This window comes from Saccharopolyspora sp. NPDC000359, assembly GCF_040300525.1.
Lineage (GTDB): Bacteria > Actinomycetota > Actinomycetes > Mycobacteriales > Pseudonocardiaceae > Saccharopolyspora.
In genome coordinates this window covers 12,853-37,745 of sequence record NZ_JBEPDU010000053.1, presented here as the reverse complement: position 1 = coordinate 37,745, position 24,893 = coordinate 12,853, and the positions used below count along the sequence as shown (strand labels likewise).

Below are 24,893 nucleotides of genomic sequence, written 5' to 3'. Positions count from 1 at the left end.
CTCCGCGGAGGTGGGCCGAGCGGCTTCGCCGCACCAGAGACAAGGGGAGTCGTTTCGATGGCCATCAAGCAATTCCCGCTGCCCGACGTCGGTGAGGGGCTGACCGAGGCGGAGATCCTGGGCTGGCGGGTCCAGCCGGGGGACGCGGTCACCGTGAACCAGGTGATCGTGGAGATCGAGACCGCGAAGGCGTCGGTCGAGCTGCCGTGCCCGTGGGCGGGCACCGTCCGCGAGCTGCTCGCCGATCCGGGGCAGACCGTGGAGGTCGGCTCGCCGATCATCGCGATCGACATGGGCGGCGCCGAGCCCGCGGGCGAGGACGGCGGCAAGATCGGCGAGGAGTCCAACGGCCGGATCGCCACGCTCGTCGGCTACGGCCCGCGCACGACCAGCACCAAGCGCCGTCCCCGCAAGGGGCAGCAGCCCGCAGCGGCGACAGCGGTCGCCGAGGCCCCGCCGCAGCCGCAGCCCGAGCCGCAGCCCGCAGTTCCGGCGGCTCCGGCGGCTCCGGCGGGCGGTTACGTCCCGCTGGCCAAGCCGCCGGTGCGCAAGCTGGCCAAGGACCTGGGCGTGGACCTGCACGGCCTGACCGGGTCCGGTTCGGGCGGCGTGATCACCCGCGAGGACGTGCAGTCCGCCGCGGGCGCCGCGCCGGTCGCGCCGGTCGCCGAGCCGGGGGCGCGCGAGCGGCGGGTGCCGATCAAGGGCGTCCGCAAGGCGACCGCGCAGGCGATGGTGAACAGCGCGTTCACCGCCCCGCACGTCACCGAGTTCCTGACCGTCGACGTCACGCCGATGATGGAGCTGCGCGAGCAGCTCAAGTCGCACCCGGAGTTCCGCGACGTCAAGGTCACCCCGCTGGCCTTCGCGGCGAAGGCGGTCTGCCTGGCGGCCCGCCGGACCCCGGACGTCAACGCCACCTGGGACGAGGCGGCGGGCGAGATCGTCTACAAGGACTACGTGCACCTGGGCATCGCGGCGGCCACGCCGCGCGGCCTGGTGGTGCCGAAGGTCCGCGACGCCGACCAGAAGTCCCTGAAGGAGCTGGCGCAGGCGTTGGAGCAGCTGACCAGCACCGCGCGGGAGGGCAAGACGCCTCCGGCGGACATGCTGGGCGGCACGTTCACGATCACCAACGTGGGCGTCTTCGGCGTGGACACCGGCACGCCGATCCTCAACCCGGGCGAGTCGGCGATCCTGGCCCTCGGCGCGATCCGCGACATGCCGTGGGTGGTGGACGGCCAGGTGGTGCCGCGCAAGGTGTGCCAGCTGGCGCTGAGCTTCGACCACCGGGTGGTGGACGGCCAGCAGGGTTCCCAGTTCCTCGCCGACGTCGGCGCCCTGCTGGCGAACCCGGCCATGGCGATCACCTACTGATCGCGGGCAGCGCCGGTCCCACGGCGGACCGGCGCTGCTCCCGCGGCCTCAGGCGCGCTTGGTGGTCCTGACCCCGCCGCCCGGGGTCCAGGCGGTGATGACCAGGTGCGTCTGGTCCTCGCTGACGCCGGTCGTGGTGACCTCGGTGAGGTCCAGCCGGAACAGGTGCGAGTCCGCGGACGGCGGCTTGGCCTCCGCCACCCAGGCCCGGTGCTCGTCGCCGGTGACCTCCACCGCGCGCCCGGCCAGCTTCACGTCCACCCCGCCGATCATGTCCTCCGCGGCGCCGGGGTTGGCGTGCAGCGCGAACCGGGCGTCGCGCCGCAGGTCCACGGCCTTGCGCGCCCCCGGCATCGAACCGAGGGTCAGGTCGGGCCCCCGCCAACCGACTTCAGTGCCGCTGACCCGCGGCGAACCATCGCGCCGCAAGGTGGCCAGCACGTGGTGCTGGAAGGTCTCCAACCGCGCCCGGACCCGAGCGGCCAGCTCCGGGGCTTGCTCGGCGAACTCCTGCCATGTCGACATGCGCGACATGGTGGCAGCGGTCACCGACAGTGGCGCGGACGAGTGACGGCTGGTCGTCCCAACCAGGGCCGCCGATCCGCCCAACTTCCCCATCCGCTTCCACCGGTACGATCAGGATTTTCGGCCGTTGAGCAGCAAGTTCGAGCTGGAGCTCGGACCGGTCGAGCTGGTGTGCCTGGAGCTGGGCTCGAAGCCGTCGATGGCGGAGTCGGTGAACAACGGGATCACCCTCTCCGGGGCGGACGGCCAGCAGTCGCTCACCTTCCTCGACCCGGGCGGCGACGTGCCGGACTACATCCTGGACCTGGCGTCGGTGGTCTCGACGCCGTTCGGCGAGGAGGACGTCGAGGTCACCGACTACTCGGCGGGAGGTTGCTGATCACGTGGGCGGCTGGAAGCCGGGGTGCGCCGCGCTGGCGCTGGTCGCCGGGCTGCTCCCGGTCGCCTCGGGGTGCTCGGCGTGCCGGTCGACGGAGCTGAGCGCCTCGCCGGTGCAGGTCACCGACCCGGAAGCGCCGCTGGAGCTGGAGGCCCGGTTGACCCGCGACGGTGCGCCCTTCCCCGGTCGGCGGCTGGCGTTCCTCAGTTCCGCCCGCGATGCGCGCGGGGAGTCGACGGGCATGGTCCTGGGCTACGGCGAGACCGGCGCCGACGGCGTGGCCCGGGTGGTGTTCCGGCGCGGGCTGGCGGGGATGGCGCTGCCGAGCCAGCAGGTCGTCGGCTACCGGGTGCAGTTCGAGACGCTGGGCGAGGTCGACGGCGACCTGTACTGCGACAGCGAGACCGAGGCGGTGTTGCGGTGAGGGCCGCGTTCCTGCTGCCGCTGCTGCTGCTGGCGGGGTGCGCGCTGCCCGCAGCACCGGTGCAGGGGCGGTCGGTGGATAGAGCTGACTGCGCGCGAGCCCGGGAACTGCTCGCCGCGGGCGGCCAGCAGCGCGCAGCCCCCGACCTGCCGGGGACCGGCAGGCAGGCGAGCGTGGTGCTGGCACCGGCCGGACGCCCGGTGTCGGTGCCGTCCGGCGGGTCGGACCTGGGCGTGCCCGACGCCGAGGAGCCGAAGCTGGTGGTGGTGGGCGAGCTGAGCGGCCTGGGACTGGAGGCCGCTCGCGAGGAGCTGCGCCGGGCGTTGGTCGCCGACGGCTGGCAGGTCTCCGATTCCGGCGAGGGGGTCTCCGCGGGTCAGCTGACGTCGTTCGGGCTGCGCTTCCAGCGGGCCGGGGCCTCGGGTTCGGTCGGCACCGTCACCTGCCCGGACGGGCCGCCGCTGGTGCACTTCACCCAGCTACCCGCGCCGGGCGGGTAGCTGGGCGGTGGGGGCAGGTCAGTCGCCCTTGCGGCGGCGGCCACCACGGCGGGAGCTGGAACCCGAGCCCGACGCGGCCGCGACCGGTTCGGCCGACTCGTCGGTCGGCTCCTCCTCGGCCTGCGCGTCGTACTCGCGGAGGAAGTCGAACGCGTGCTCGTCGAAGTCGTGGACGTCGATCTCCGGCAGCGCGCCGAGTTCTTCGTTCAGTTCCCGGAAGATGGGTGTCTCCAGGTCAGGGGTGGTCTTCTTCACCGCTTCGCCCTCCCGTTCACTCTCGAAGCTGTGGCCGGGTGACCAGCAGCAACAGCTGCCCGCCACCCGAAGGCGAGCCCTCCCCGCGGAGCTCGTCGGCGCAACCCGGTGCCCGGTGGCTCCGCGCTGTGCCGATGTGACGCACACCGGCCTCGTTGGTGATGCGGTCCGCGCCCACATTCATCCACTTGGACTAGCGTCATGGTGCACTTGCCCAGTCCTACCCGGGCAAGGGCCCACGAAATGGTGCCTCGTCCCTGTTCAACCCGCGAACTCTTTGTGCAATTCCGCACCGTGGCGAGCGCCACTCCGCCGGGTGGTCGCAGGTCCGGACGCCCCCAGGTGGTCCGGTTGAGCCGCGTTCTCGCTGGAGCTGACCGGTCGCCGGAGACCACAGCTCCTCCCCGCCTGCGCCGCGTCAGCGCATCCGGGCCAGCAGTTGGCTGTGCGTCCCCCACACGACCTGGAGGTCCTGCTTCGCGAGGTTGTCCCACGAGTCCGCGCCACCGGCGAACAGCGGGACGGTGTTGGACACGCACTCGTCGAAGGCCAGCGGGACCTGCTCGGGGTTCCGGGCGGCCCACCCGCCGAAGTGCTCCTCGCCCAGGTCCTTGATGTCGACCTCTTGACGCCTGCGGGGCTCCACATTGGACATTTTGGGCCGACTGGCCGAACGGCAGCATATCGACACCAGGCGCAGATGACTGCGGAACCGGCTTCGTGAAGGGGGTCTCACTCAGATGGTCTAGTCAACGTCAAATCAGAAGGCAGAGAGACCACATCGAGTGCTCAAGACGTCCTCATCCGGCAAGCCGAACCCGGCTGAACCGCCGCCAGTTTGCAGACCTCACGGTTACCATGCGGCGGGAAGTGATCAAGCGGGAAGCTGCCGTTGGCCGAACCGTCGACGGGACTCGGGGATGACATGTCAAGGGACGGCAACGTGCCACCTCCGCGCGACGACAACCGCGGAGTTCCCGAGGATCCGGGCTCGGACGATGAGCTGATCCCATTCGACCAGCCAGAAAAAGCCAACCCCACAGGGCGTTATACCCAGCATCGGGACAAAACGTCTGCGCAACGGCGAAGGTTGCTGCCGGGCTTCCTGGGCCGTAGATACCTACGCAACACGCCAGGATGGCCCGTACTGATTGCTCTTGCGGCCTTCCTGTTCTTGGTGCTGGTCGTCTTTCTGCTGCGGCAGCTTGCGGACCTCTACATGAGCATCTTCTCGTGACCACAAGACAATGTACACCTGAATGCGATGGAGGCCAGTGGTGACGGGGTTTCACGCAGACCCGCCCAGCATCCAGTCCTTCTCGGACTTGTTGTATCAGTACGGCAATGACACCAACGAGATTCGGAAGTACCTTCGTCAGCACCGCGACGAGTTCGGCGACACATACGGCGGGATCGCATTGTCGGACATCGCCAAGTACCTGACACCGCCGATCGACGTGCTGAAATCCGAGCGTTGCCGATCCTCGGCGCGGCGTGCGGCCTGCGCCAGGGCGAGTTGTTCGGTCTCGGGCTGGAGGACTTCGACTTTGACGAACAGGTCATCAGGGTGCGGAGGCAGGTCAAGGAGCTCGGCAGGCACTTCGTGTTCGCGCTGCCGAAGAACGACCGCGAGCGCATCGTCCCGATGCCGGCGTGGGCAGCGCAAGCGGTCCGCGTCCACGTGACGATGTATCCGCCGCGGCCTTACTCGCTGCCTCGGAGAAGCCAGACGGCAAGCTCCGCACGGTCAACCTGTTGTTCCGCTGGACCGACGATCAGCACATCAAGGCACGTAGCTACGACGAGCTGGTGTGGAAGCCAGCCTTGGTCAAGGCCGAGGTCATCCCGCCGCCGGTGAAGGACAACCGAGGCCGGAAACGATACGTGACAGACCGGAAGTCCGGCATGCACGCGCTCCGGCACTACTACGCGAGTGTGACCCTCGCCGACGGCGTGAACATCAAGGACCTGGCAGAGATCCTCGGCCACCACGATCCGGGCTTCACTCTCCGCATCTACGCGCACATGCTTCCGTCCGCGCATGAGCGGGCACGCCAGGCGATCGCCGCCCGTATGTTCCGTCCGGCGGGTCGTGCCGGACGGAACATAGACGGAACAGAGGGGTACGGCTCAGGCGATGTGACGGCCTGAAATGGCCCTGGCCACCACCAATTGCTGGATCTGCTCGGTGCCTTCGAAGATGTCGTAGATCTTGGCGTCCCGGTGCATGCGCTCCACCGGGAACTCGCGGGTGTAGCCGTTGCCGCCGAGGATCTGGATCGCTCGTTCCGTCGCCCAGGTGGCCACCCGGCCCGCCTTGAGCTTGGACATCGAGCCTTCGCCCGCGGTGAAGCCGCCGTTGCGGCCCAGCCACGCCGCGCGCCACACCAGCAGGCGGGCCGCGTCGATCTCCATCCGCATGTCGGCCAGGGTGAAGGCGATCGACTGGTTCTCGATGATCGGCCGACCGAAGGTCTCGCGCTGCTGCGCGTACTCCAGCGCCGTCTCGTAGGCCGCCCGCGCGATGCCGACCGCCTGCGCGCCGACCGCCGGGCGGGAGAGCTCGAAGGTCTTCATCGCCGCCTGCGAGCTGGCCCTGCCGCCCTCGCGGGTCCGGGCCAGGCGCTCGTCCAGCTTCTCCTTGCCGCCCAGCAGGCAGCTGCCGGGCACGCGGACGTCGTCCAGGAACACGTCAGCGGTGTGCGAGGCGCGCAGCCCGTGCTTCTTGATCTTGCTCGGCGATTCCAGGCCCTTCGTGCCCGGCGGGACCACGAACGCCGCCTGGCCGCGGGAACCCAGTTCGGGGTCCACCACCGCCTGCACCACGTGCACGTTGGCGATGCCGCCGTTGGTCGCCCACGCCTTCTGGCCGTTGAGCACCCACTCGTCCTTGGCCTCGTCGTAGACCGCGCGGGTGCGCATCGCCGCGACGTCGGACCCGGCACCCGGTTCCGACGAGCAGAACGCCGCCACCTTCGGGTCGTCCGCGTCGCCGTAGCACTGCGGCACCCACTCTGCGAGCTGGTCGGGGGTGCCCGCGGCGAAGATCCCGGCCACCGCGAGGGTGGTGCCGAAGATCGCCATGCCGATGCCGCCGTCGCCCCAGAACAGCTCCTCGTTCGCGATCGGCAGCGACAGGCCGGTGTCGTCGGCCCAGAAGGTGGCCAGCGTCTCGAAGCCGTAGAGCCCGATCTTGGCCGCCTCCTGGATGATCGGCCAGGGCGTCTCCTCGCGCTCGTCCCACTCCCGCGCGGCCGGGCGGATGGTCTTCTCGGCGAAGCCGTGCACCCAGTCCCGCAGCTCCTGCTGCTCCTCGCTGAGCTCCAGGGAAAAAGTCATCGTCTTCCGTTCCTCCGCGACGTCGTCGTGGTCCACCCGCGCTGCGGTGCGGTCCTCGGGTTCTGGCCTTCCAGTGCTGAATCGGCGGAGCGGCTCGATCCGCTACCGGAGGCGGTCAGGCCTTGGGGATCTGGAAGAGCTTGGTGAGCCCGGCGGCGAAGCCGAGGTCCCCGGCGACCTTGAGCTTGCCCTTCATGAACAGCATCGGGGCGGATGCGTTGCCGGAGGCCAGCTTCAGGAACTCGACGGGGGCGACGGTGATGGTGACCCGCGGCTCGTGCTGCGGGTCCTTGCTGACCTCGCACCTGCCGTCGGCCAGCACGCACTCGTAGCGCAGCAGGTCCTCGTCGGTGCCGATCCGCCAGCGCACCACGGCCTCGGTCCCGCGCGCCTTGTCGGACTTGTAGTGCTCGCCCATCCGGCGGAACACTTCGTCGAGGATGCGCTCGCGCAGCTCCGGGCGGGCCATCACGGCTTCGATTTGGGAGTCCGAGGCGCGCGAGATCAGCCGCGCGAACTGCTCCGGGCGCAGCGCGCTGAGGTCGACCGCGGTGCCGCTGCCGGCGATCTCGGAGGCGGCTTCCAGCAGCATGACGAACTCGTCCTCGCCGATCTCCTTCGGGTCGACCTCGCCGAGCGCGGCGATCGGATCGGTCTCGGGCATCTCCGCCACCTCTCAGTGCCTGTCCGCACGGTGTCCGCAGCCTTACCTACTCGCGAGTAAGACTACGTTCGAGTAGGTTCGAAGGCAAGCGACCTGCGGGGACCGGTTTTGATCTAGCCTGACCCGGAGCAGACCAGCGTGCGAGGTGAGATGGTTCAGGACAACGGCCGCCCCCGGTCGCGGCGCCTGCCGCGGGCGGTGCGCGAGCGGCAGATCCTGGACGCTGCGGTGCAGGTGTTCGCCGCGCACGGCTTCCACGCCGCGTCGATGGACGAGATCTCTGAGGTCGCGGGCATCTCGAAACCCATGCTCTACGCCTACCTCGGGGCCAAGGACGAGCTGTTCGTCGCCTGCATCCGCCGCGAAGCGGTGCGGCTGATCGAGGCCATCGGCACCGCGGTGGAAGCCGGGCTGAGCCCGGCCGAGCAGCTGTGGCGCGGCCTGCGGGTGTTCTTCGAGTACGTGCAGGAGAACCAGGCGGGCTGGACGGTGCTGCACCGGCAGGCGAACGCGCAGGGCGAACCGTTCTCCAGCGAGCTCACCGAGTGGCGGGACCGGGCGACCGACCTGATCGCGGAGCTGCTGGCGCGGGCGACGGAGGGTTCGGCGCAGCCGATGCAGGCCGAGCAGACCGAACCGTTCGCGACGGCCCTGGTCGGTGCGGGCGAGGCGCTGGTGGAGTGGTGGTTCGAGCACCCCGAGCACGCGGCCGACGGCATGGCGATGCGCCTGATGAACATGGTCTGGATGGGCTTCAGCGACCTCGTCGAAGGCCGCTCCTGGACCCCGAAGTCCTGACTTCCCCGCGATCCCGACGAGGTGGTCTCACCGGCCCCGCACGGGCGAGTCGCCGGATGATTCACAGTTTCAACTGAAACTGTAACCCCAGGTGAGTGCCGAAACCGCTTCCACCGGCACCCGGCGCCGATCGTGGGCGTTGCGGAAGGGCGCCTTCGCCGACCGAGCCGGTGAGAGGTGCCCTTCACTTCGGGCGCGCGAGAGTGGTGACGCGTCGTCGGAGGGGTGGGGGGGTGGTTACAGTTTCAACTGAAACTGTGCACCACCGGTGTGTCGGGCACCCGACACGCCGGTGGTGCGTCGGGGCGCTTGCTGAGATCACCTCATTGGGAACCAGGCGTCTGGTCTCCATTGGAACCGCGCTGGGACCGGGTCAGCGGATCGAGCCGAGGAGGTGCGGTCTGCCGGAGCGGGAGCGCAGCGCGAAGGCCCAGCCGGAGTCCTCGCGCCGGGCCGCGAAGTCCACAGTGGAGGGGAGCAGTAGCGGTTTACGGAACTCCACGTCCACCTCGCACCGGCCGGGCAGCCGCTCGGCGAGGGCGGCCAGGCATCGGGCCTTGGACCACATGCCGTGCGCGATGGCGCGGCGGAAGCCGAACGCCTTGGCCGCCAGGGAGTTCAGGTGGATCGGGTTGCGGTCGCCGGACACCGCCGCGTACCGCCGCCCGGTGCCACCGGGCACCCGCCAGGTCGCCGTCGGCTCCCCCGCCCGGTCGGTGGCGCGCTGGTCGGCGGCGTCCTCGGACCTCCCGCCGCGGCGCAGGTAGGTGCTGGTCTCCCGCCACACCACCTCGCCCGCGACCTCGGTCTCGGTGACCACGTCGAACTGCTGCCCCTTCGGGTGCGGGCGCAGGTCCGCCACCCGCACCCGCTGGGTCAGCGCGTCGGTCACCAGCAGCGGCCGCTCCTGGCGGATGCTGTTGGCCACGTGCACCAGGCCGACCAGCGGGAACGGGAACCCGGGGTCGGTCATCAGCCGCACCGACAGGCCGAAGGACAGCACGTGCGGGTAGGTGATCGGCAGCTCGTCGCGCAGCCCGAAGCCGCACACCCGGTCGTACTCGGCGAGGTGGTCGCGGTCGACCGCGACGTCCCGCCGCACGTACTCGGTGTCCGGCAGCTGGTCGCCGCGCCGCGCGGGGCCGGTCGCGACGGCCTTCGCGTACAGCGCGACCAGCGACGGTGCGGTGCTCACTTCAGGCATCAGCAGCTCCGTTCTCAGGCGCCGAGCAGGCTCTGGCCGCAGACGCGGACGACGTTGCCGTTCACCCCGGCCGACGCGGGGTTGGCGTACCAGGCGATGGTCTCCGCCACGTCCACCGGCTGGCCGCCCTGGGACAGGCTGTTCATCCGGCGCCCCGCTTCGCGCACGAACAGCGGGATCGCCGCCGTCATCCGGGTTTCGATGAACCCGGGCGCGACCGCGTTGATGGTGGCGCCGCGCTCGGCGGCCAGCGGCGCGAGGGCCTGCACGTGCCCGATCACCCCGGCCTTGGACGCGGCGTAGTTGCCCTGACCGACGTTGCCCGCGATGCCGCTCATCGAGGACACGCCCACGATCCGCCCGCCCGGCCGCAGCGGGGAGCCGTCCGCGAGCAGGACCGCGTTGATCCGCTCCTGCGCGGTCAGGTTCACCGCGAGCACCGCGTCCCACTGCTGGCGGGTCATCCGGCCGATCGTCTTGTCGCGGGTGATGCCCGCGTTGTGCACCACGACGTCCAGGCCGCCGTGCCGCTGCGCGAAGTGCTCGGCGATCCGCTGGGGCGCCTCGTCGGCGGTGATGTCCAGCTGGAGGGTCGATCCGCCGATGCGGTTGGCGACCTCGGCCAGCTCTCCACCTTGCGCGGGCACGTCCAGGCAGACCACGTGCGCGCCGTCGCGGGCCAGGGTCTCCGCGATGGCCTCGCCGATGCCCCGCGAGGCACCGGTGACCAGCGCGACCTCGTCCCGCAGCGGCTTGTCCCAGTCCACGTCGGGGACCTCGGCGGGGCCGACCCGCACCACCTGCCCGGAAACGTAGGCGGACTTGGCCGACAGCAGGAAGCGCAGCGTGGACCCCACCGCGCCCTCAGCGCCATCGGCGACGTGGACCAGCTGCGCGGTGGCGCCGCGCTTGAGCTCCTTGCCCGCGGTGCGGACGAAGCCCTCGAGGGCGCGCTGCGCGGTCGATTCCCGCGGGTCGGTCGGGGATTCCGGCGGGGTGCCGAGCACGAGCAGCCGACCGCAGCGGTCGATCTGCCGGATCGTCGGGCCGAAGAAGTCGAACAGCTCGTGCAGCTGCTCGCTGCTGCGGATGCCGGTCGCGTCGAAGACCAGCGCCGCGTAGCGCTCACCCTCGGCGGGCGCGCGGTGGACCTGGGCCTGGACTTCTCCGGCGGTGGCCTCGACCGCGTCGACGAGGCGGGAGCCGGTGGCGGCGCCGAGCAACACGGGCCCGGCGACCACCGGGTCGCCCGGCCGGTAGCGGCGCAGCGGGGTCGGCGCGGGCAGCCCGAGCCGCTTGACGACCTGCCGCCCGAGCGCGGACGAGGTGAACTGCTGGTATCGGTCGGCCATTGCCACTCCTGCGGATGTCCGGTAGCTCGACGTCTAACCTACCCGCGGGTAGGTTAGATTGACCAGGGAACCTCGCAGCAACCAGGGAGTCAGGCATGGCCACCGCTCGACGAGTCGCGATCATCGGCGGCAACCGGATCCCGTTCGCCCGCTCCGGCGGCCCCTACGCCCGCGCCAGCAACCAGGACATGCTCACCGCGGCGCTGGACGGCCTGATCGCGCGCTTCGGGCTGCAGGGCGAGCGGATCGGTGAGTTCGTGGCCGGTGCGGTGCTCAAGCACAGCCGCGACTTCAACCTGGCCCGCGAGACCGTGCTCGGCTCCCAGCTCGACCCGCGCACCCCCGCGCACGACGTGCAGATGGCCTGCGCGACCGGGCTGGAAGCCGTGGTGTCGGTGGCCAACAAGATCGCCCTCGGCCAGCTGGAGGTCGGGATCGCCGGCGGCGTCGACTCGGCCAGCGACGCGCCGATCGCGGTCAACGACGACCTGCGCCGCGTCCTGCTGCGCGCCAACCACGCCAAGACCGCGGCCGGTCGGCTCAAGGCGCTTGCCGGGGTCCGCCCGCAGCACGTCGTGCCGGAAATCCCGCGCAACGCCGAACCCCGCACCGGCCTGTCCATGGGCGACCACGCCGCGAAGACCGCGCTGGCCTGGGAGATCAGCCGCGAGGCGCAGGACGAGCTGGCCGCCCGCAGCCACCAGCGGCTGGCCGCCGCCTACGAGCGCGGCTTCTTCGACGACCTGCTGACCTCCTACCAGGGCGTGGCCCGCGACCAGAACCTGCGCCCGGACAGCTCGGTCGACAAGCTCGCCAAGCTCAAGCCGGTGTTCGGCCGCGGCGAGGGCGCGACCATGACGGCGGGCAACTCCACGCCGCTGACCGACGGTGCCGCCACGGTGCTGCTGGCCAGCGAGGAGTGGGCCGCGCAGCGGAGGCTGCCGGTGCTGGCCTACCTGGGCGACGTGGTGTCGATGGCGGTGGACCACGTCAGCGGGGACGAGGGCCTGCTGATGGCCCCGGCGTACGCGGTGCCGCAGCTGCTCGACCGCGCGGGCCTGGGGCTCGGCGACTTCGACTTCTACGAGGTGCACGAGGCGTTCGCCTCGCAGGTCCTGGCCACCCTGAACGCCTGGCAGGACCCGGAGTTCTGCAAGGACCGCCTCGGCCGCTCCGAACCGCTGGGCGAGGTCGACCCGGCGAAGCTGAACGTGGTCGGCTCGTCCCTGGCAGCGGGGCACCCCTTCGCCGCGACGGGCGGTCGCATCGTGGCCACCCTGGCCAAGCTCCTCGCCGAGAAGGGCTCCGGCCGCGGCCTGATCTCCGTCTGCGCGGCGGGCGGCCAGGGCATGACAGCCATCCTCGAACGCCCCTGACCAACGACCGGTCGTGAGCGGCGATGGTCGTCCTGACCACCATCGCCACTCACGAGGTGGGTTTGCGGGCCTCGACGAGCGTGCGGGTGGAGTGCGCGACGAAGACGCCGTCGCGCTGGATCTGCTCGTGCAGGGCGTGCAGCCGGTCGAGGTGGGCGGCGACGGTGAAGCCGGGCACCGTCCAGATCACCTTGCGCAGGAAGTAGATCACCGCGCCGACGTCGAAGAACTCCGCGCGCAGCCGCTCGCAGCGCACATCCACCACGTCCAGCCCGGCGGCGCGGGCGTCCGCGGCTTCGAGCTCCGGGTCGCGCTTGCGCCGGGCCTCGGGCTGCGGGCCGAGGAAGTGCTCCACCAGCTCCCACATGGTTCCCGGCCCCACGTGCTGCGCGAAGTAGGTCCCGCCCGGGCGCAGCACCCGCGCGATCTCCGCCCACCACACGGTGGCCGGGTGGCGGCTCGTCACCAGGTCGAACGCCGCGTCGGCGAACGGCAGCGGCGGTTCGTCGGGATCCGCGACGACGACCGCGCCCAGCGGGTGCAGCAGCTGCGTCGCCTTGGCGGCGTTCGGTAACCAGGACTCGGTGGCCACCATGACTGGCGGGAACCCCGCCACCCCGGCCAGCACTTCCCCGCCCCCGGTCTGCACGTCCAGCGCCGCCGACGCCTGGGCCAGGCGCCGCCCCAGCAACCGCTGGTAACCCCACGAAGGCCGCTGCTCGGTCGCCCGACCACCCAACCAGGAGAAGTCCCAGCCCTCGACCGGCGCGGCCTCGCCCTCGGCCACCAACTCCTCGAACGAACCCATGGCCCCATCGTCCAACCCCGCACCACTGGTTTTCGCCCCGCCGCAGCTCCGTCACCCGGAACGTGCCCATCTCGGGCGAGATGCCGTTCACCCGGGTGGCGGTCACCATCTCGCGGGACCGGCACCGCCCCGCCCGGATGCGGGGTCACCAGGTGGGTTCGGCGGTGCCGTAGGGGTGGAGGAACGGCCAGGTGAGGGGGCGGGCGTCGAGGCGGCCCGGGGGCGCGACTGCGGTGATGCGGCCTTCCGGGGTGTCCAGGGAGGTCAGCCACGGGCCGGTGGTGGCGGGTGCCGTCGGTCGTTCGGCGCGGGGGTGGTCGAGGAGCCAGTGCGCGGTGCGGGCCAGGGAGAGCTCTCGCAGCCAGGTCCCGCCGAGCTCGGACTGGCGGCGGAGGCCGTCGAGAGCCGCTGCCGCGCAGAGGTATCCGGTGCCGTGGTCCAGAAGCTGGCAGGGCAGCGCGCCCGGCCCGTCCGCAGTGGACTCGATCGCGGCGATCCCGGAGGCCGCCTGCACGATGCTGTCGAACCCGCGCCGATCGCCCCACGGTCCCGAACTCCCCCAGGCGGAGAGGGAAACCACCACGAGGCCGGGATGCCGCTCGGCCAGCGTCTCGAACCCCAACCCGAACCGCTCGAGCGCGCCGGGGCGGTACCCGTGCACCAGCACGTCGGCGCCGTCGAGCAGTTCGTGCAGGCGCGCGAGACCTCCCGACGTGCGGGCGTCGAGGACCGCGCTGCGCTTGCCGAGCAGCGTGTCGTAGCTGCCTGGGCGTTCCGGGCGGTGTGGCGGATCGATGCGCAGGACGTCCGCGCCGAGCGCCGCGAGGAACCGCGTGCACACCGGCCCGGCGATCACCCTGGTCAGGTCCAACACCCGGAACCGGCCGCGCCGGGGCGCCGCGTCACCGGATCGCTGGGCGCTGACCAGGGGTTGCGCGTCCACCGCCTGTCCCGGCGCTTCGGCGCGCCACTGCTCCGGGCTCCGCACCGCGGCGGCGATGCCGCCTGCGCCGACCACGCGGGACTCCACCTCGCGCGCCGGTAGTTCCGCGATCGCCGACTCCACCGCGGCGACGTCGTCGGAGGTGCCGAGCGCGCGCAACAGGGCTTCGCGGTGCCACGGGTAGTTGCCGTGCGTCCGGACCCAGCCGTCGGACGCCCGCCAGAACCGGGACATCGAGGCGAAACCGTCCTGCGGCGACCGGCCGTCCAGGCGCAGGTGCGCCTCGCTGCGCACGGCGGCGGCGACGTGCTCGGAGGCGAGTTCCACCGGCCCGCGATCAGCGGCGATCAGCGCAGCTCCGATGCACGCGATCGCGGTGTCCTCGACCGGGAGCCGGGACGTCAGGTGCCCGAGTTCGCCGGTCACCACCAGCTCGTCCGGGCTGCGACCGATCCCCAGCGCGTCCAGTGCATATCCGAGAGCCTGCCGCCATCCCATGCTCGGATCTTCGACCCGCGCCAGCCGATCCGCAGCGATCAACGTCCGATGTCACAGCCCGCTGCGGCCCCGGGAAAGTCGTCCTGGTTCGAGCGGTGCACCCGTTCGGCCACGTCTGACCAGGTGTTCCGGGCGGGGTGCGGTGCCAGTTCCGGGGCGAACTCGTGCGGCGCGCCCGGGACGAGGTGGTCGGGTCGGTTCGCAAGGGGGGCGCAGGTGGAGGTGGCCCGGTGGTGACCGGCACGCCGGGTGCCTGCTTCGGGTGGAAGATCGCGGCACCTGCGGTCAGGCTCGGCACGTGCGGGAGGAGAGCAGCTGGGAGTCGGGCGGGCGGGTGCTCGCCCTGTCCGACGGCGTCTTCGCCATCGCGGCCACGCTGCTGGCCCTCGACATCCGCGTGCCCGCGGACCTGGGCCACGCGGAACTGCTGGGCGCGCTGCGGGCGCTGCTGCCGTCCCTGCTCGGCTACGCCATCTCGTTCCTGGTGATCGGGGTGCTGTGGTTGGGGCACCACGAGCTGTTCGGGTCGATCCGCCGCGGGTCGCAGCCGGTCGCGGCGGCGAACATCGTGCTGCTCGCACTGGTCGCGCTGCTGCCGTTCTCGTCGTCGGTGCTCGCCGACTACGGGGACGAGCCGGTCGTGGTGATCACCTACGCCGCGAACGTCGCGGCCATCGCCTGCTCGCAGCTGGTCATCGTCGCCATCGCGGCGCGCGGCGGCAGCCTCCGCGACCCGGTGCGCTGGGCGCTCGCCCCGTCCGCGGTCACCGCCGGGATCTTCCTGCTGTCCATGCCGGTGGCGCTCGCCGCCCCGCAGTGGGCGACGACGAGCTGGGTGCTGCTGGTTCCCGCGCACGCCGCCCTCGGGAGGCTGGAGCGCCGCTCCGCGTAGCCACTCGGCTGGCGGGGCGAAGACGCCGGTGGAGCGGGATGGGGCCAACCCGATCGGGCACTTTAGAGTGACGTGGAACACATGTGCGTAAGGGTGTAACGGGCGGCCCTTGGACGTCGATATGCAGGGTGACCCCGCGGTGCTGTCGGACCCCCGACCTGGCAGCATCGCGGGGCTTTCCAATTCCGGCACTCGCCACCACCAGTGATGAACCCGTCGAAACCGGGCATTGTTCCCGGGAATCCATGCGCGAAGGGAGTCGACAATGGAAATCATCATCATCCTGCTCGGCGCCCTGGTCCCGGCCCTGGCCGCCGCGCCCTTCTACATCAAGGACCGCAACGGGCGCTGATGTCGGGGGCGCCGGGCACAGTGCCGACGTGATCATCCAGAAGCTCGCGGACATCGAAGCCGCGGTCCGGTCGTCCTGGGGCGCGGACACCTGCGCCCCGGAAGACCTCCCGAAGTGGCACCCGGGCAACCCCGCCCGCGGCCAGTGCGGGGTCACCGCGCTGGTGCTCAACGACCTGCTCGGCGGTGACCTGGTCCGCGGCGAGGTCCACGTCGACGGCCGCCAGGTCGACTTCCACTGGTGGAACCGCCTCCCCGGCGGCCTCGAACTCGACCTGACCCGCGAGCAGTTCACCCCGGACGAACTGGTCACCTCAGGGGTCGTCGTCGAACGCCCCGCCGAGTTCACCCGCCTGCGCGAGGAGTACGAACTCCTCCGAACCCGCGTCCTCGAGAACCTGCAGCACGAACCCAGCGCGTGACAGGGGTGGCCGTTCCCGCGCCGTGTTCCGCTGTCGCGGCTCGTCCGCAGTGAGGTACGACTCGGGTGGGTGTGCCCCTCGGAACACCGGGTCGGGCTGTGTTGTTGACTCCGGGCGTGAGTGTTGAGCAGCAGAAACCGCGTGCCCGTGTCCGTGCTCCTGAGCTCGTGGGACGTGGGTGGTTGAACACCGGTGGGGAGGAGCTGCGGCTCAAGGACTTCCGGGGCAAGGTCCTGGTGCTGGACTTCTGGACGTTCTGCTGCATCAACTGCCTGCACGTGCTGGACGAGCTGCGGCCGTTGGAGGCCGAGTTCGCCGCCGAGGTCGTCACGGTCGGGGTGCACTCGCCGAAGTTCGAGCACGAGGCCGACCCCGAGGCGCTGGCCGCGGCCGTCGAGCGCTACGCCGTGCACCACCCGGTGCTCGACGACCCCGAGCTGACCACCTGGCAGAACTACGCCGTCAAGGCCTGGCCGACGCTGGTCGTGGTGGACCCCGAGGGCTACGTCGTGCACGTCGCCGCGGGTGAGGGCCACGTCGAAGCGCTGCGCAGCGTCATCACCGAGGTGGTCGCCGAGCACGAGGCCAAGGGCACGCTGCACCGCGGCGACGGGCCCTACGTGCCGCCCGAAGCTCCCGAGACGACGCTGCGCTTCCCCGGCAAGGTCATCGCGCTGCCGAGCGGGAACCTGCTGGTGTCGGACTCGGCGAACCACTCGCTGGTGGAGTTCGCCGCCGACGGCGAGACCGTCGTCCGGCGCATCGGCACCGGCCAGCGCGGGCGGGCTGACGGCGCCGAACCCGAGTTCTGTGAACCGGGCGGTCTCGCGCTGCTGCCGCCCCGGGTCGCCGAGCAGGTCGGCTACGACGTGGTCGTCGCCGACACCGTCAACCACCTGCTGCGCGGCGTCCGGCTCGCGGACGGGCAGGTCACCACGCTGGCCGGGACCGGCGAGCAGTGGCGCGACGGCGGTGACTCCGGGCCCGGCACCGGGACACCGCTGACCAGCCCCTGGGACGTCGCCTGGTGGGAACCCGCCGGGGGCGTCGTGATCGCGATGGCGGGCAACCACACGCTCGGCCTGTTCGACCCGGTGTCCGGCGCGGTGCGGCGGTTCGCCGGGACGACCGTGGAGGGCCTGCGCGACGGTGCCGCCGAGGAGGCGTTCTTCGCCCAGACGTCCGGGTTGGCCGACGGCGGCGACCGGCTGTGGTTGGCCGACTCGGAGACCTCCGCGCTGCGCTGGGTCGAGGTCGACGGCGACGGGTTCGCGGTGCGCACCGCCGTTGGCACCGGGCTGTTCGACTTCGGGCACGCCGACGGCCCCGCCGACCAGGCGCTCCTGCAGCACCCGCTGGGCGTCGCGGTGCTGCCGGACGGCTCGGTCGCCATCTGCGACACCTACAACGGCGCTGTCCGGCGCTACGAACCGGCGACCGGCGAGGTCTCCACGCTGGCCACCGACGTCGCCGAGCCCTCGGGTGCGGCGGTGCTGGACGGCGAGCTGGTGGTGGTCGCCTCCGCCGCGCACCGGCTGGAGCGGCCCGTGCCGCCCGGCGTCGCCGCGCGGCTGGTGGAAGGGGCGTCGCAGCAGGTCAAGCGGCCCGCAACCGAGATCGCCCCGGGCGCGGTGGAGCTCGCGGTGGTGTTTACCCCGCCGCCCGGCACCAAGCTCGACGAGCGCTACGGGCCCTCGACCCGGCTGGAGATCAGCTCCTCGCCGGAAGGCCTGCTGCTGGAGGGCGCGGGGGTCGGCACCGACCTGACCCGCCGCCTGGTGCTGGCCGAGGGCATCGAGCAGGGCGTGCTGCACGTGGTGGCGCAGGCCGCCAGCTGCGACGACGACCCGTCCGTCGAGCACCCGGCCTGCCGTCTGACCAGGCAGGACTGGGGTGTGCCGATCAAGGTCGCGCCGACCGGGCCGAAGCGGCTGCCGCTCGTGATGGGCGGTCTCGACGCCGAGGGCTGAACGGTCCGCGCACCGGGAACCGTGTGCAGGTCGGGCGGGTCGCTCGTGGCAGGAGGGGATGCGAGCGGTCCGCCCACCTGAACGTTCTTCATATCTGCTGGTCCGGGCTCGGCGCGGGTGATGTTCGCTCTGCGTGGGCGAGCTTCCGCCTTGGTCGCCAGTTCGGGTGAAGCCGCGTTCGGGGTGCCCGGTGCCCGCCGACGCGTCGAAATCGCGCGGGATAAGTGGGGCACAGGCCTGTGACCAGCGGAAACGGTGGTGCTGATGGGTGGCGGCGGGAGGATTCCCATAACACCGGCCCTGGGCGGTCGGTCATCGGGCGGTGGCGAGTAAACTTTTCGGGTGACCGATGCCAAGCTCGAAATCCAGATGCTGCACGACCGGGTCATGGTGCGCATCTCGCCGGAGTCCGGGGAGCGCCGCAGCAGCGGCGGCATCGTGATTCCGGCGACCGCCCAGGTGGCCAAGCGGCTCGTCTGGGGCGAGGTCTTCGGCGTGGGCAGCCACGTGCGCACCGTCAAGGTCGGTGACCAGGTGCTCTTCAACCCCGACGAGCAGTTCGAGGTCGAAGTCCAGGGCCAGGCCTACCTCGTCATGCGCGAGCGGGACCTGCACGCGGTCGCCAGCGAGCGCACCGAGCAGGGCACCGGGCTGTACCTGTAGACGCCCAACCCCCGGTCGGCGCGACGGCCGTCGAAACGCAGGAGCTACGGACTCCTGGCGCCCCCACCGCAGGACCGACAGGAGAAGGGGAAGCGGTGCCGGAAAACCACGACCACCACAGCGGTGCGGACCCGTCCACCGAGCGGTTCCGCACCGGTTCGGACCAGCCCTCGGCCCAGCCGGAGAGCGAGGTCGAGCAGACCACCCGGATCCCCCCGGTGCCCGCGGCGGACGAGAGCACCCAGCGCATCCAGCCCGAGTCGGACGCCGAGCGCACCGCGCAGATCGCCGCGCTCCCCGCCGACTTCAGCAGCTTCCCGATCGGCGAGACCCAGGCGATTCCGCAGGTCGAGGCCGGGACCACCGGTTGGAGCGCGGTCGTCCCGCCGCAGCAGGGTGCCGAGCGCAAGAAGCGCGGCCTGATCCGCGCCGGGATCGCGGCCGGTGCCGTGGTCGGCGCGCTGGCCCTGCTCTACGTCGGCGACCTGGCCCTGACCAGCGGAACCGTGCCGCGCGGCACGGTGGTCGCCGGGGTCGACATCGGCGGCCTGGAACCCGCGGCGGCCGAGGACGCGCTGCGCGCCGAGATCGGACCGGGCCTCGACGAGCCGGTGCAGCTGCAGGTCGGGGACCGCTCGGCGACCATCAACCCGGCCGACGCCGGGCTGCAGATGGACTGGACGGCGACCGTGGAGGAGGCCGGGGAGCAGCCGCTGAACCCGTTCACCCGGCTGTCCTCGCTGTTCACCACCCGCGAGGTCGCGCCGGTCAGCCACGGCGACCGGGAGCACCTGGTGGCGGCGCTGGAGCAGACCCGGCCGCAGCTGGACCGGGAGCCCGCCGAGGGCACCATCCGCTTCGAGGGCGCCAAGCCGGTCGCGGTCGAGCCGGTGACCGGCCAGTTCATCGACGTGCAGCGGGCCACCGACGCGGTGCTGGTGCACTGGGCCGAGGACGGGCCGGTGCGGCTGCCGTACACCGAGAAGCCGGTCAGCACCACGGAGGAAGGCGTGCAGCGGGCGCTGCGGGAGATCGCCGAGCCCGCGGTGGAGTCGCCGGTGACGGTGCGCGGTGAGGGCAAGGACGCGACCCTGGAGCCCGAAGCGATCGCGGCCGCGCTGCGGTTCGAGCCGGGCGCCGAGGGCGGGCTGAAGGCCAGCATCGACCTGCCGACCGTGATCGGCGCCGTCGAACCGCAGCTGGCCGACACCATCAAGCCCGGCAAGGACGCCGAGATCGTGCTCGAGGGCGGCAAGCCGGTGGTCAAGCCCTCCACCGACGGCATCGGGGTGAACTGGGACAAGAGCTTCGCGCGGCTGATGGACGTGCTGCGCGCGCCGAAGGACCGCTCGGTGCAGGCGCTCTACGAGCACCAGCCGGCGAAGTTCACCACCGACCAGGCCAACCAGCTCGGCATCAAGGAGGTGGTCGGCGAGTTCACCACCGGGGGCTTCGAAACCGCCTCCGGCGTGAACATCCGGCGCACCGCGGAGCAGGTCAACGGGGCGATCATCAAGCCCGGTGAGACGTTCAGCCTCAACGGCCACACCGGTCCGCGCGGCACCGCGCAGGGCTACGTGGAGTCCGGGATCATCCAGGACGGCCGACCCGGGCGCGCGGTCGGCGGCGGCATCTCGCAGTTCGCCACCACGCTGTACAACGCCTCGTACTTCGCGGGCATGAAGGACGTCGAGCACAAGGCGCACAGCTACTACATCAGCCGCTACCCGGCGGGCCGCGAGGCCACGGTGTTCCAGAGCCCCAACGGCGCGAGCGTCATCGACGTGAAGTTCAAGAACGTGTCCAACAGCGGCATCATGATCACCACGCACTGGACGTCGTCGTCGATCACGGTGAAGCTGTGGGGCACCAAGCAGTTCGACGTGTCCTCGCAGACCGGCGAGCGGACCAACCACACGCCGCCGCCGGAGAAGGTCGTGCCCCCGGGCGAGCCGTGCAGCCCGAGCAAGGGCGCACCGGGCTTCACGGTGTCCGACACCCGGACCATCCGGGACCTGAGCACCGGCCAGACCCGCACCGAGACCCAGCGCACGCGCTACAACCCGCAGCCGATCATCCACTGCGGCGCCCCGCCGCCGCGCTGACCGCTCCGGACCACCGAGGGGACCGCAGTTCCGGTTGGAACTGCGGTCCCCTCGGTTCGTTGATCCGCAGTCCGCACTGCGGCTGCGGGGTCAGCGGGTGGTCCGCACGAGCAGGCCGGGGTGGTCGGTGCCGTCGATCGGCAGGACCTCCGCGCCTTCGAAGTGGAAGCTCTCCATCGCGAAGACGTGCTGCACGCTGCCGTCGTCCGCGCGGTACCAGCCCTCCGGCACGCAGGTCCGCACGTCGGGGGCGCCCCCGGCGACCAGGCCCAGGTCGCCGCCCAGTACCGCCTGCGCACCCAGCGCGGTCGCGACACCGGTCAGCTCGTGGCACTGGTCCGCCGCCACCTGGCCGTCGGCCTCCGACAGCTGCGCGGTGCACGCGGCGACCTGCGAGTACGGCACGCACAGCAGCACGCGCTGCACGCCGCTGGGGTCCTGCGCAGTGAACTGCTGCTCGACCGGCTGGCCCGGGGCGCCGACGTCGGGGTGGGTCAGGATCGCCACGCCGAAGTCGCCGCGGCCCTCCCGGCACTGGGCCGGTTCGCCGGTGCCCGCGTCACCGACCGGGGTGAACTCCCAGCGGTAGCCGGTCTCGGTGGTCATCCGGGTGATGTCGGAGGCGCAGACCTCGTTGAGCGTGACCACGTCCGGTCGCCGCTGGTGGATGGCCTGGATCGCGGCGTCGACCGCCCCCGCCGCGGAGCAGGGCGCGTCGCCGCTGTGGCAGAGGTTGAGCTGGAGCACGTCGAAGGATCGGGCGGCCGGTGCCTGCGCGTGCGCCGCGGGCACCACCGCGGCGACGGCTGCCGCAAGCGCGGCCACCAACCAGAGCACGGTCGAACGACGCAACATCGTGACCTCCTTCGGGTTCTCGAGCCGAACGGCTCGACACCCGTCGCAGTCTGCTCACCTGCGGATATCCCCTCGACCGCTGGATGGGCTAGTGGCAACTTCTCGACACCGGGGCGCGGGTTCACGGTTGCCGTTGATCTGCGCACGGAGAGTGATCTTCGCGAGGGGTGCGAACGGGACGGAATCCCCTGTTGACCAGTGGCGCGCACCACATGAGACTGAGGGGCATCCGGTGGAGGTGGGCAAATGACCCACGGGAAGGTGGGAGGTTCGGCGGAATTCTTCTCGTCACCCCGGCGCTGCACCGCCAGGTTTGCCGGTCTTGGTGCGGACTGCGCGCGGGACGACCGGAGGATTTTGATGGCTTCGCAACATTCGGCACTGGGATTACGCCCGATCGGGTGGCACCATTCGAGAACTCAGGTCCTCACCTACTAGGAGTGACATCGTGGCGCGTCGGAGAACACTTCGAGCGATGGCTCTGCTGCCCGCTCTCGCCCTCGCCACCGCAGCCGCGGCGGGTTGTGCCGAGTCCACCACCGCCGGCGGCGGCACCGCGGACGGCGGGGTGGAGGTGATCAAGGCCGGGGTCCTCACCACCTGCACACACATGGACTACAAGCCCTTCCAGTTCCACGACCAGGGCAAGATCGTCGGCTTCGACGTCGACCTGGTCGACGCGATCGCCAAGGACATGGGCCTCCGGCAGGAGATCGTGGACACCCCCTTCGAGGGCATCCAGTCCGGCGAGGACCTGAACACCCGGCACTGCGACGTCGCCGCCGCGGCCATGAGCATCACCCCCGCCCGCGAGGAGAACTTCGACTTCTCCGACCCGTACTTCGAGGCCACCCAGGCGCTGCTGGTCAAGAAGGGCGAGAACATCCGCAGCCTGCAGGACCTGCGCGGCAAGAAGCTCGGCGTGCAGCTGTCCACCACCGGCGAGACCTACGCCAACGAGAACAAGGACGCCAACGGCTACGAGGTCGTGCAGTTCGAGGACCTGCCGCTGTCGGTGACCGCGGTGCAGACCGGCCAGGTCGCCGCGGCGGTCAACGACAACAGCGTGCTGGCCGACTTCGTCAAGAACAACCCGGAGGTGGAGATCACCACCGAGTTCACCACCGGTGACCAGTACGGCATCGGGGTGGCGACCGGCAACACCGCGCTGAAGGACCGCGTCAACGCCGCCCTGAAGAAGCTCAAGGACACCGGCGAGTACGACAGGATCTACGAGAAGTGGTTCGGCAAGAAGCCGGAGTGAGCTCGGCGCTCTTCGAGTTCTCAGCAGCGGGGTCGGCGGATGCTCCAACCGCCGACCCCGAACACTGATCAGGAGACTTCATGACAACCGACACCGAGCGACCCAAGTCGGGACTGGGGCGGCGGCAGCGCGCGAGGCTGAACCGGGGCATCCAGTACGCGGTGCTGGTCGTGGTCCTCGTCGTGCTGGCCGTGATCGCGGACTGGGGTTCGATCGCGCGGGCGTTCTTCAACGTCGACGTGGCGGTCGCGCAGTTCCCCGAGGTGATCACCACCGCGCTGGTGAACACCATCATCTACACCGCGCTCGGCTTCGCCTTCGGCCTCGGGCTGGGCATCGTGCTGGCGCTGATGAGGATGTCGCCGGTCGGCCCCTACCGGTGGATCGCCACCGGCTACATCGAGCTGTTCCGCGGGCTGCCCGCGCTGCTGGTGTTCATCGCGCTGGGCTTCGGCGTGCCGATCGCCTTCCAGCTGCGGTTCGACATCTACTCCACCGCGATGCTGGCCCTCGGCCTGGTCGGCGCCGCCTACATGGCCGAGACCATCCGGGCGGGCATCCAGGCGGTGCCGAAGGGGCAGGTCGAGGCGGCGCGCTCGCTCGGCATGTCCACCGGCCGGACCATGATCACGGTGGTGATGCCGCAGGCGTTCCGGATCATCCTGCCGCCGCTGACCAACGAGCTGATCCTGCTGACCAAGGACTCCTCGCTGATCTACCTGCTCGGCCTGGCCAGCAACGAGTACGAGCTGGCCAAGTACGGCCGGGCGGCGCTCAACGAGTACGCGTCGCTGACGCCGCTGCTCATCGCCGGGCTCTGCTACCTGATCATCACCATCCCGCTCTCCCGGGTGTCGAACCTGCTGGAGCGCAAGTACGGCAGCGGGGCGCGGACCAAGAGCGGAGGTGCAGCGGCATGAGCGACGTGGTGATCGAGCTGTCCGGGTTGGGCAAGTCCTTCGGTGACCTGGAGGTGCTGCGCGACATCGACCTGCAGGTCGAGCGCGGTGAGGTGGTGTGCGTGATCGGACCGTCCGGGTCCGGCAAGTCCACCCTGCTGCGCTGCGTGAACCTGCTGGAGGAGCCGACTGCGGGCAAGGTCGTGGTGGACGGCACCGAGCTCACCGACCCGGACACCGACCTGGACGGCGCGCGGCGGCACGTGGGCATGGTGTTCCAGCAGTTCAACCTGTTCTCGCACCTGAACGTGCTGGACAACCTGACGGTCGCGCAGCGCAAGGTGCTGAGGCGGGACAAGGCGACCGCCGAGCAGGTCGCGCGGGAGAACCTGGAGCGGGTCGGGTTGGCGGAGAAGGCCGACGCGATGCCCGCGCAGCTCTCCGGCGGCCAGCAGCAGCGGGTCGCGATCGCGCGGGCGCTGTCGATGAACCCGCGGGTGATGCTGTTCGACGAGCCGACCTCGGCGCTGGACCCGGAGCTGGTGGGTGACGTGCTGGGCGTGATGCGCGAGCTCGCCGACGAGGGCATGACGATGCTCGTGGTGACGCACGAGATGCAGTTCGCCCGCGAGGTCGCCGACCGGGTGCTGTTCATGGACGGCGGCGGGATCGTCGAGCAGGGCCCGCCGTCCGAGGTCATCGGCAACCCGAAGGAGGAGCGGACCCGCACCTTCCTGGCCCGGGTACTCGACCCCACCCACACCCACCCCGAGGCCCCCGTGGAGTGATGCGGTTCCAGTGGAGATCAGGCGTCTGATCCCCACTGGCACCACGGGAAGACGCCCCCAGCACGGCGGAAACCCTTGCCGCCCCCGGTGTGCCGGTTGACCGGTGCGCCGGGGGCTCGTCGCTTTCCGCGGTTTCACGTGGAACGTCCGATTAGGCCATCCGGCTGCACTGCTGGTCCGTTCGCAACCTCCCGCCGTGATCGCACGTCGGAGTCATCGAGGTAGCTGATCGACTACCTTTC

The 24,893-nt window shown here is 71.1% G+C and carries 27 protein-coding genes; 16 read left to right on the top strand and 11 right to left on the bottom strand.

From position 1 onward, the window contains the following. The first annotated feature begins 57 nt into the window (after nucleotides 1-57). Nucleotides 58-1,377: a dihydrolipoamide acetyltransferase family protein gene (locus ABT324_RS27505; RefSeq protein ID WP_351183319.1), complete on the top strand. Its 1,320-nt coding sequence runs from the start codon at nucleotides 58-60 to the stop codon at nucleotides 1,375-1,377. A 48-nt stretch (nucleotides 1,378-1,425) separates the two neighbouring features. Here the strand turns inward: ABT324_RS27505 and ABT324_RS27500 are convergent, their stop codons facing one another. Then, complete coding sequence (locus ABT324_RS27500; protein WP_351183317.1) at nucleotides 1,426-1,902, bottom strand: pyridoxamine 5'-phosphate oxidase family protein; 477 nt, start codon at nucleotides 1,900-1,902, stop codon at nucleotides 1,426-1,428. A gap of 127 nt (nucleotides 1,903-2,029) precedes the next feature. On the opposite strand from ABT324_RS27500, the gene ABT324_RS27495 reads away from it, so the two are divergent. From ABT324_RS27495 to ABT324_RS27485, 3 genes are read left to right on the top strand one after another with little or no spacing between them, the layout of a single operon-like run. Next, nucleotides 2,030-2,281, top strand: a complete 252-nt coding sequence (locus ABT324_RS27495) for a hypothetical protein (protein ID WP_351183315.1) — start codon at nucleotides 2,030-2,032, stop codon at nucleotides 2,279-2,281. A gap of 4 nt (nucleotides 2,282-2,285) precedes the next feature. Then, the gene (locus tag ABT324_RS27490) at nucleotides 2,286-2,705 is read left to right on the top strand and encodes a hypothetical protein (RefSeq protein WP_351183313.1); all 420 of its coding nucleotides are present in this window, start codon (nucleotides 2,286-2,288) and stop codon (nucleotides 2,703-2,705) included. Beyond that, the gene (locus ABT324_RS27485) at nucleotides 2,702-3,205 is read left to right on the top strand and encodes a hypothetical protein (RefSeq protein WP_351183311.1); all 504 of its coding nucleotides are present in this window, start codon (nucleotides 2,702-2,704) and stop codon (nucleotides 3,203-3,205) included. Before ABT324_RS27490 ends, ABT324_RS27485 begins: the two co-directional genes overlap by 4 nt. Nucleotides 3,206-3,223: 18 nt before the next feature. Here the strand turns inward: ABT324_RS27485 and ABT324_RS27480 are convergent, their stop codons facing one another. Then, entirely contained in the window at nucleotides 3,224-3,460 is a 237-nt protein-coding gene (locus ABT324_RS27480; RefSeq protein WP_351183309.1) for a hypothetical protein, read from the bottom strand. Between the two features lie 418 nt (nucleotides 3,461-3,878). Further along, complete coding sequence (locus tag ABT324_RS27475; protein WP_351183307.1) at nucleotides 3,879-4,115, bottom strand: hypothetical protein; 237 nt, start codon at nucleotides 4,113-4,115, stop codon at nucleotides 3,879-3,881. 237 nt (nucleotides 4,116-4,352) lie between these two features. Here ABT324_RS27475 and ABT324_RS27470 point away from each other — a divergent pair, with 237 nt between their 5' ends. Beyond that, nucleotides 4,353-4,697, top strand: coding sequence for a hypothetical protein (locus tag ABT324_RS27470; protein ID WP_351183305.1), 345 nt, complete (start codon nucleotides 4,353-4,355; stop codon nucleotides 4,695-4,697). A gap of 138 nt (nucleotides 4,698-4,835) precedes the next feature. On the opposite strand, the gene ABT324_RS27465 is transcribed toward ABT324_RS27470, so the two are convergent. After that, entirely contained in the window at nucleotides 4,836-5,141 is a 306-nt protein-coding gene (locus tag ABT324_RS27465; RefSeq protein WP_351183303.1) for a hypothetical protein, read from the bottom strand. A gap of 74 nt (nucleotides 5,142-5,215) precedes the next feature. On the opposite strand from ABT324_RS27465, the gene ABT324_RS27460 reads away from it, so the two are divergent. Continuing rightward, nucleotides 5,216-5,611, top strand: a complete 396-nt coding sequence (locus tag ABT324_RS27460) for a tyrosine-type recombinase/integrase (RefSeq protein WP_351183301.1) — start codon at nucleotides 5,216-5,218, stop codon at nucleotides 5,609-5,611. On the opposite strand, the gene ABT324_RS27455 is transcribed toward ABT324_RS27460, so the two are convergent. Next, nucleotides 5,591-6,799, bottom strand: a complete 1,209-nt coding sequence (locus tag ABT324_RS27455; RefSeq protein ID WP_351183299.1) for an acyl-CoA dehydrogenase family protein — start codon at nucleotides 6,797-6,799, stop codon at nucleotides 5,591-5,593. The genes ABT324_RS27460 and ABT324_RS27455 overlap by 21 nt on opposite strands. 115 nt (nucleotides 6,800-6,914) lie before the next feature. Further along, complete coding sequence (locus tag ABT324_RS27450) at nucleotides 6,915-7,463, bottom strand: SCP2 sterol-binding domain-containing protein (RefSeq protein WP_351183297.1); 549 nt, start codon at nucleotides 7,461-7,463, stop codon at nucleotides 6,915-6,917. Between the two features lie 150 nt (nucleotides 7,464-7,613). On the opposite strand from ABT324_RS27450, the gene ABT324_RS27445 reads away from it, so the two are divergent. Further along, nucleotides 7,614-8,261 carry a TetR/AcrR family transcriptional regulator gene (locus tag ABT324_RS27445; protein WP_351183296.1) on the top strand — a complete coding sequence of 216 codons (648 nt, stop codon included), beginning with the start codon at nucleotides 7,614-7,616 and terminating at the stop codon, nucleotides 8,259-8,261. A gap of 373 nt (nucleotides 8,262-8,634) precedes the next feature. Here ABT324_RS27445 and ABT324_RS27440 read toward each other — a convergent pair whose 3' ends face one another. Together ABT324_RS27440 and ABT324_RS27435 are read right to left on the bottom strand one after the other, a co-directional pair. Then, a complete protein-coding gene (locus tag ABT324_RS27440; RefSeq protein ID WP_351183295.1) occupies nucleotides 8,635-9,465 on the bottom strand; it encodes a MaoC/PaaZ C-terminal domain-containing protein in 831 nt (276 codons plus the stop codon). Between the two features lie 14 nt (nucleotides 9,466-9,479). After that, entirely contained in the window at nucleotides 9,480-10,817 is a 1,338-nt protein-coding gene (locus ABT324_RS27435) for a 3-oxoacyl-ACP reductase (RefSeq protein WP_351183294.1), read from the bottom strand. 95 nt (nucleotides 10,818-10,912) lie between these two features. Between ABT324_RS27435 and ABT324_RS27430 the strand changes: the two genes are divergently transcribed. Continuing rightward, entirely contained in the window at nucleotides 10,913-12,193 is a 1,281-nt protein-coding gene (locus ABT324_RS27430; protein ID WP_351183293.1) for an acetyl-CoA C-acetyltransferase, read from the top strand. Nucleotides 12,194-12,242: 49 nt separating this feature from the next. Here ABT324_RS27430 and ABT324_RS27425 read toward each other — a convergent pair whose 3' ends face one another. Beyond that, nucleotides 12,243-13,001, bottom strand: coding sequence for a class I SAM-dependent methyltransferase (locus ABT324_RS27425; protein WP_351183291.1), 759 nt, complete (start codon nucleotides 12,999-13,001; stop codon nucleotides 12,243-12,245). 145 nt (nucleotides 13,002-13,146) lie between these two features. Next, nucleotides 13,147-14,442: a CoA transferase gene (locus ABT324_RS27420; RefSeq protein ID WP_351183289.1), complete on the bottom strand. Its 1,296-nt coding sequence runs from the start codon at nucleotides 14,440-14,442 to the stop codon at nucleotides 13,147-13,149. 298 nt (nucleotides 14,443-14,740) lie between these two features. Between ABT324_RS27420 and ABT324_RS27415 the strand changes: the two genes are divergently transcribed. The 5 genes from ABT324_RS27415 to ABT324_RS27395 all read left to right on the top strand — a co-directional run bounded on the left by ABT324_RS27415 (nucleotide 14,741) and on the right by ABT324_RS27395 (nucleotide 20,845). Next, nucleotides 14,741-15,334, top strand: coding sequence for a TMEM175 family protein (locus ABT324_RS27415; protein ID WP_351183287.1), 594 nt, complete (start codon nucleotides 14,741-14,743; stop codon nucleotides 15,332-15,334). A 380-nt stretch (nucleotides 15,335-15,714) separates the two neighbouring features. Beyond that, the gene (locus ABT324_RS27410; RefSeq protein WP_351183285.1) at nucleotides 15,715-16,107 is read left to right on the top strand and encodes a YunG family protein; all 393 of its coding nucleotides are present in this window, start codon (nucleotides 15,715-15,717) and stop codon (nucleotides 16,105-16,107) included. A gap of 116 nt (nucleotides 16,108-16,223) precedes the next feature. Then, nucleotides 16,224-18,077 (top strand): NHL domain-containing thioredoxin family protein, encoded by a 1,854-nt coding sequence (locus tag ABT324_RS27405; protein WP_502949808.1) that lies wholly within the window; start codon nucleotides 16,224-16,226, stop codon nucleotides 18,075-18,077. A gap of 342 nt (nucleotides 18,078-18,419) precedes the next feature. Beyond that, the gene (locus tag ABT324_RS27400) at nucleotides 18,420-18,740 is read left to right on the top strand and encodes a GroES family chaperonin (protein WP_351183281.1); all 321 of its coding nucleotides are present in this window, start codon (nucleotides 18,420-18,422) and stop codon (nucleotides 18,738-18,740) included. Nucleotides 18,741-18,835: 95 nt separating this feature from the next. Beyond that, complete coding sequence (locus ABT324_RS27395) at nucleotides 18,836-20,845, top strand: VanW family protein (protein WP_351183279.1); 2,010 nt, start codon at nucleotides 18,836-18,838, stop codon at nucleotides 20,843-20,845. A gap of 90 nt (nucleotides 20,846-20,935) precedes the next feature. On the opposite strand, the gene ABT324_RS27390 is transcribed toward ABT324_RS27395, so the two are convergent. Then, nucleotides 20,936-21,700: an endonuclease/exonuclease/phosphatase family protein gene (locus ABT324_RS27390; protein WP_351183277.1), complete on the bottom strand. Its 765-nt coding sequence runs from the start codon at nucleotides 21,698-21,700 to the stop codon at nucleotides 20,936-20,938. 475 nt (nucleotides 21,701-22,175) lie between these two features. On the opposite strand from ABT324_RS27390, the gene ABT324_RS27385 reads away from it, so the two are divergent. From ABT324_RS27385 to ABT324_RS27375, 3 genes are all read left to right on the top strand, one after another. Further along, nucleotides 22,176-22,964 carry a basic amino acid ABC transporter substrate-binding protein gene (locus tag ABT324_RS27385; RefSeq protein WP_351183275.1) on the top strand — a complete coding sequence of 263 codons (789 nt, stop codon included), beginning with the start codon at nucleotides 22,176-22,178 and terminating at the stop codon, nucleotides 22,962-22,964. Between the two features lie 80 nt (nucleotides 22,965-23,044). Continuing rightward, nucleotides 23,045-23,884 (top strand): amino acid ABC transporter permease, encoded by an 840-nt coding sequence (locus ABT324_RS27380; RefSeq protein ID WP_351183273.1) that lies wholly within the window; start codon nucleotides 23,045-23,047, stop codon nucleotides 23,882-23,884. Next, a complete protein-coding gene (locus ABT324_RS27375) occupies nucleotides 23,881-24,651 on the top strand; it encodes an amino acid ABC transporter ATP-binding protein (RefSeq protein ID WP_351183271.1) in 771 nt (256 codons plus the stop codon). Before ABT324_RS27380 ends, ABT324_RS27375 begins: the two co-directional genes overlap by 4 nt. Nucleotides 24,652-24,893 lie beyond the last annotated feature (242 nt).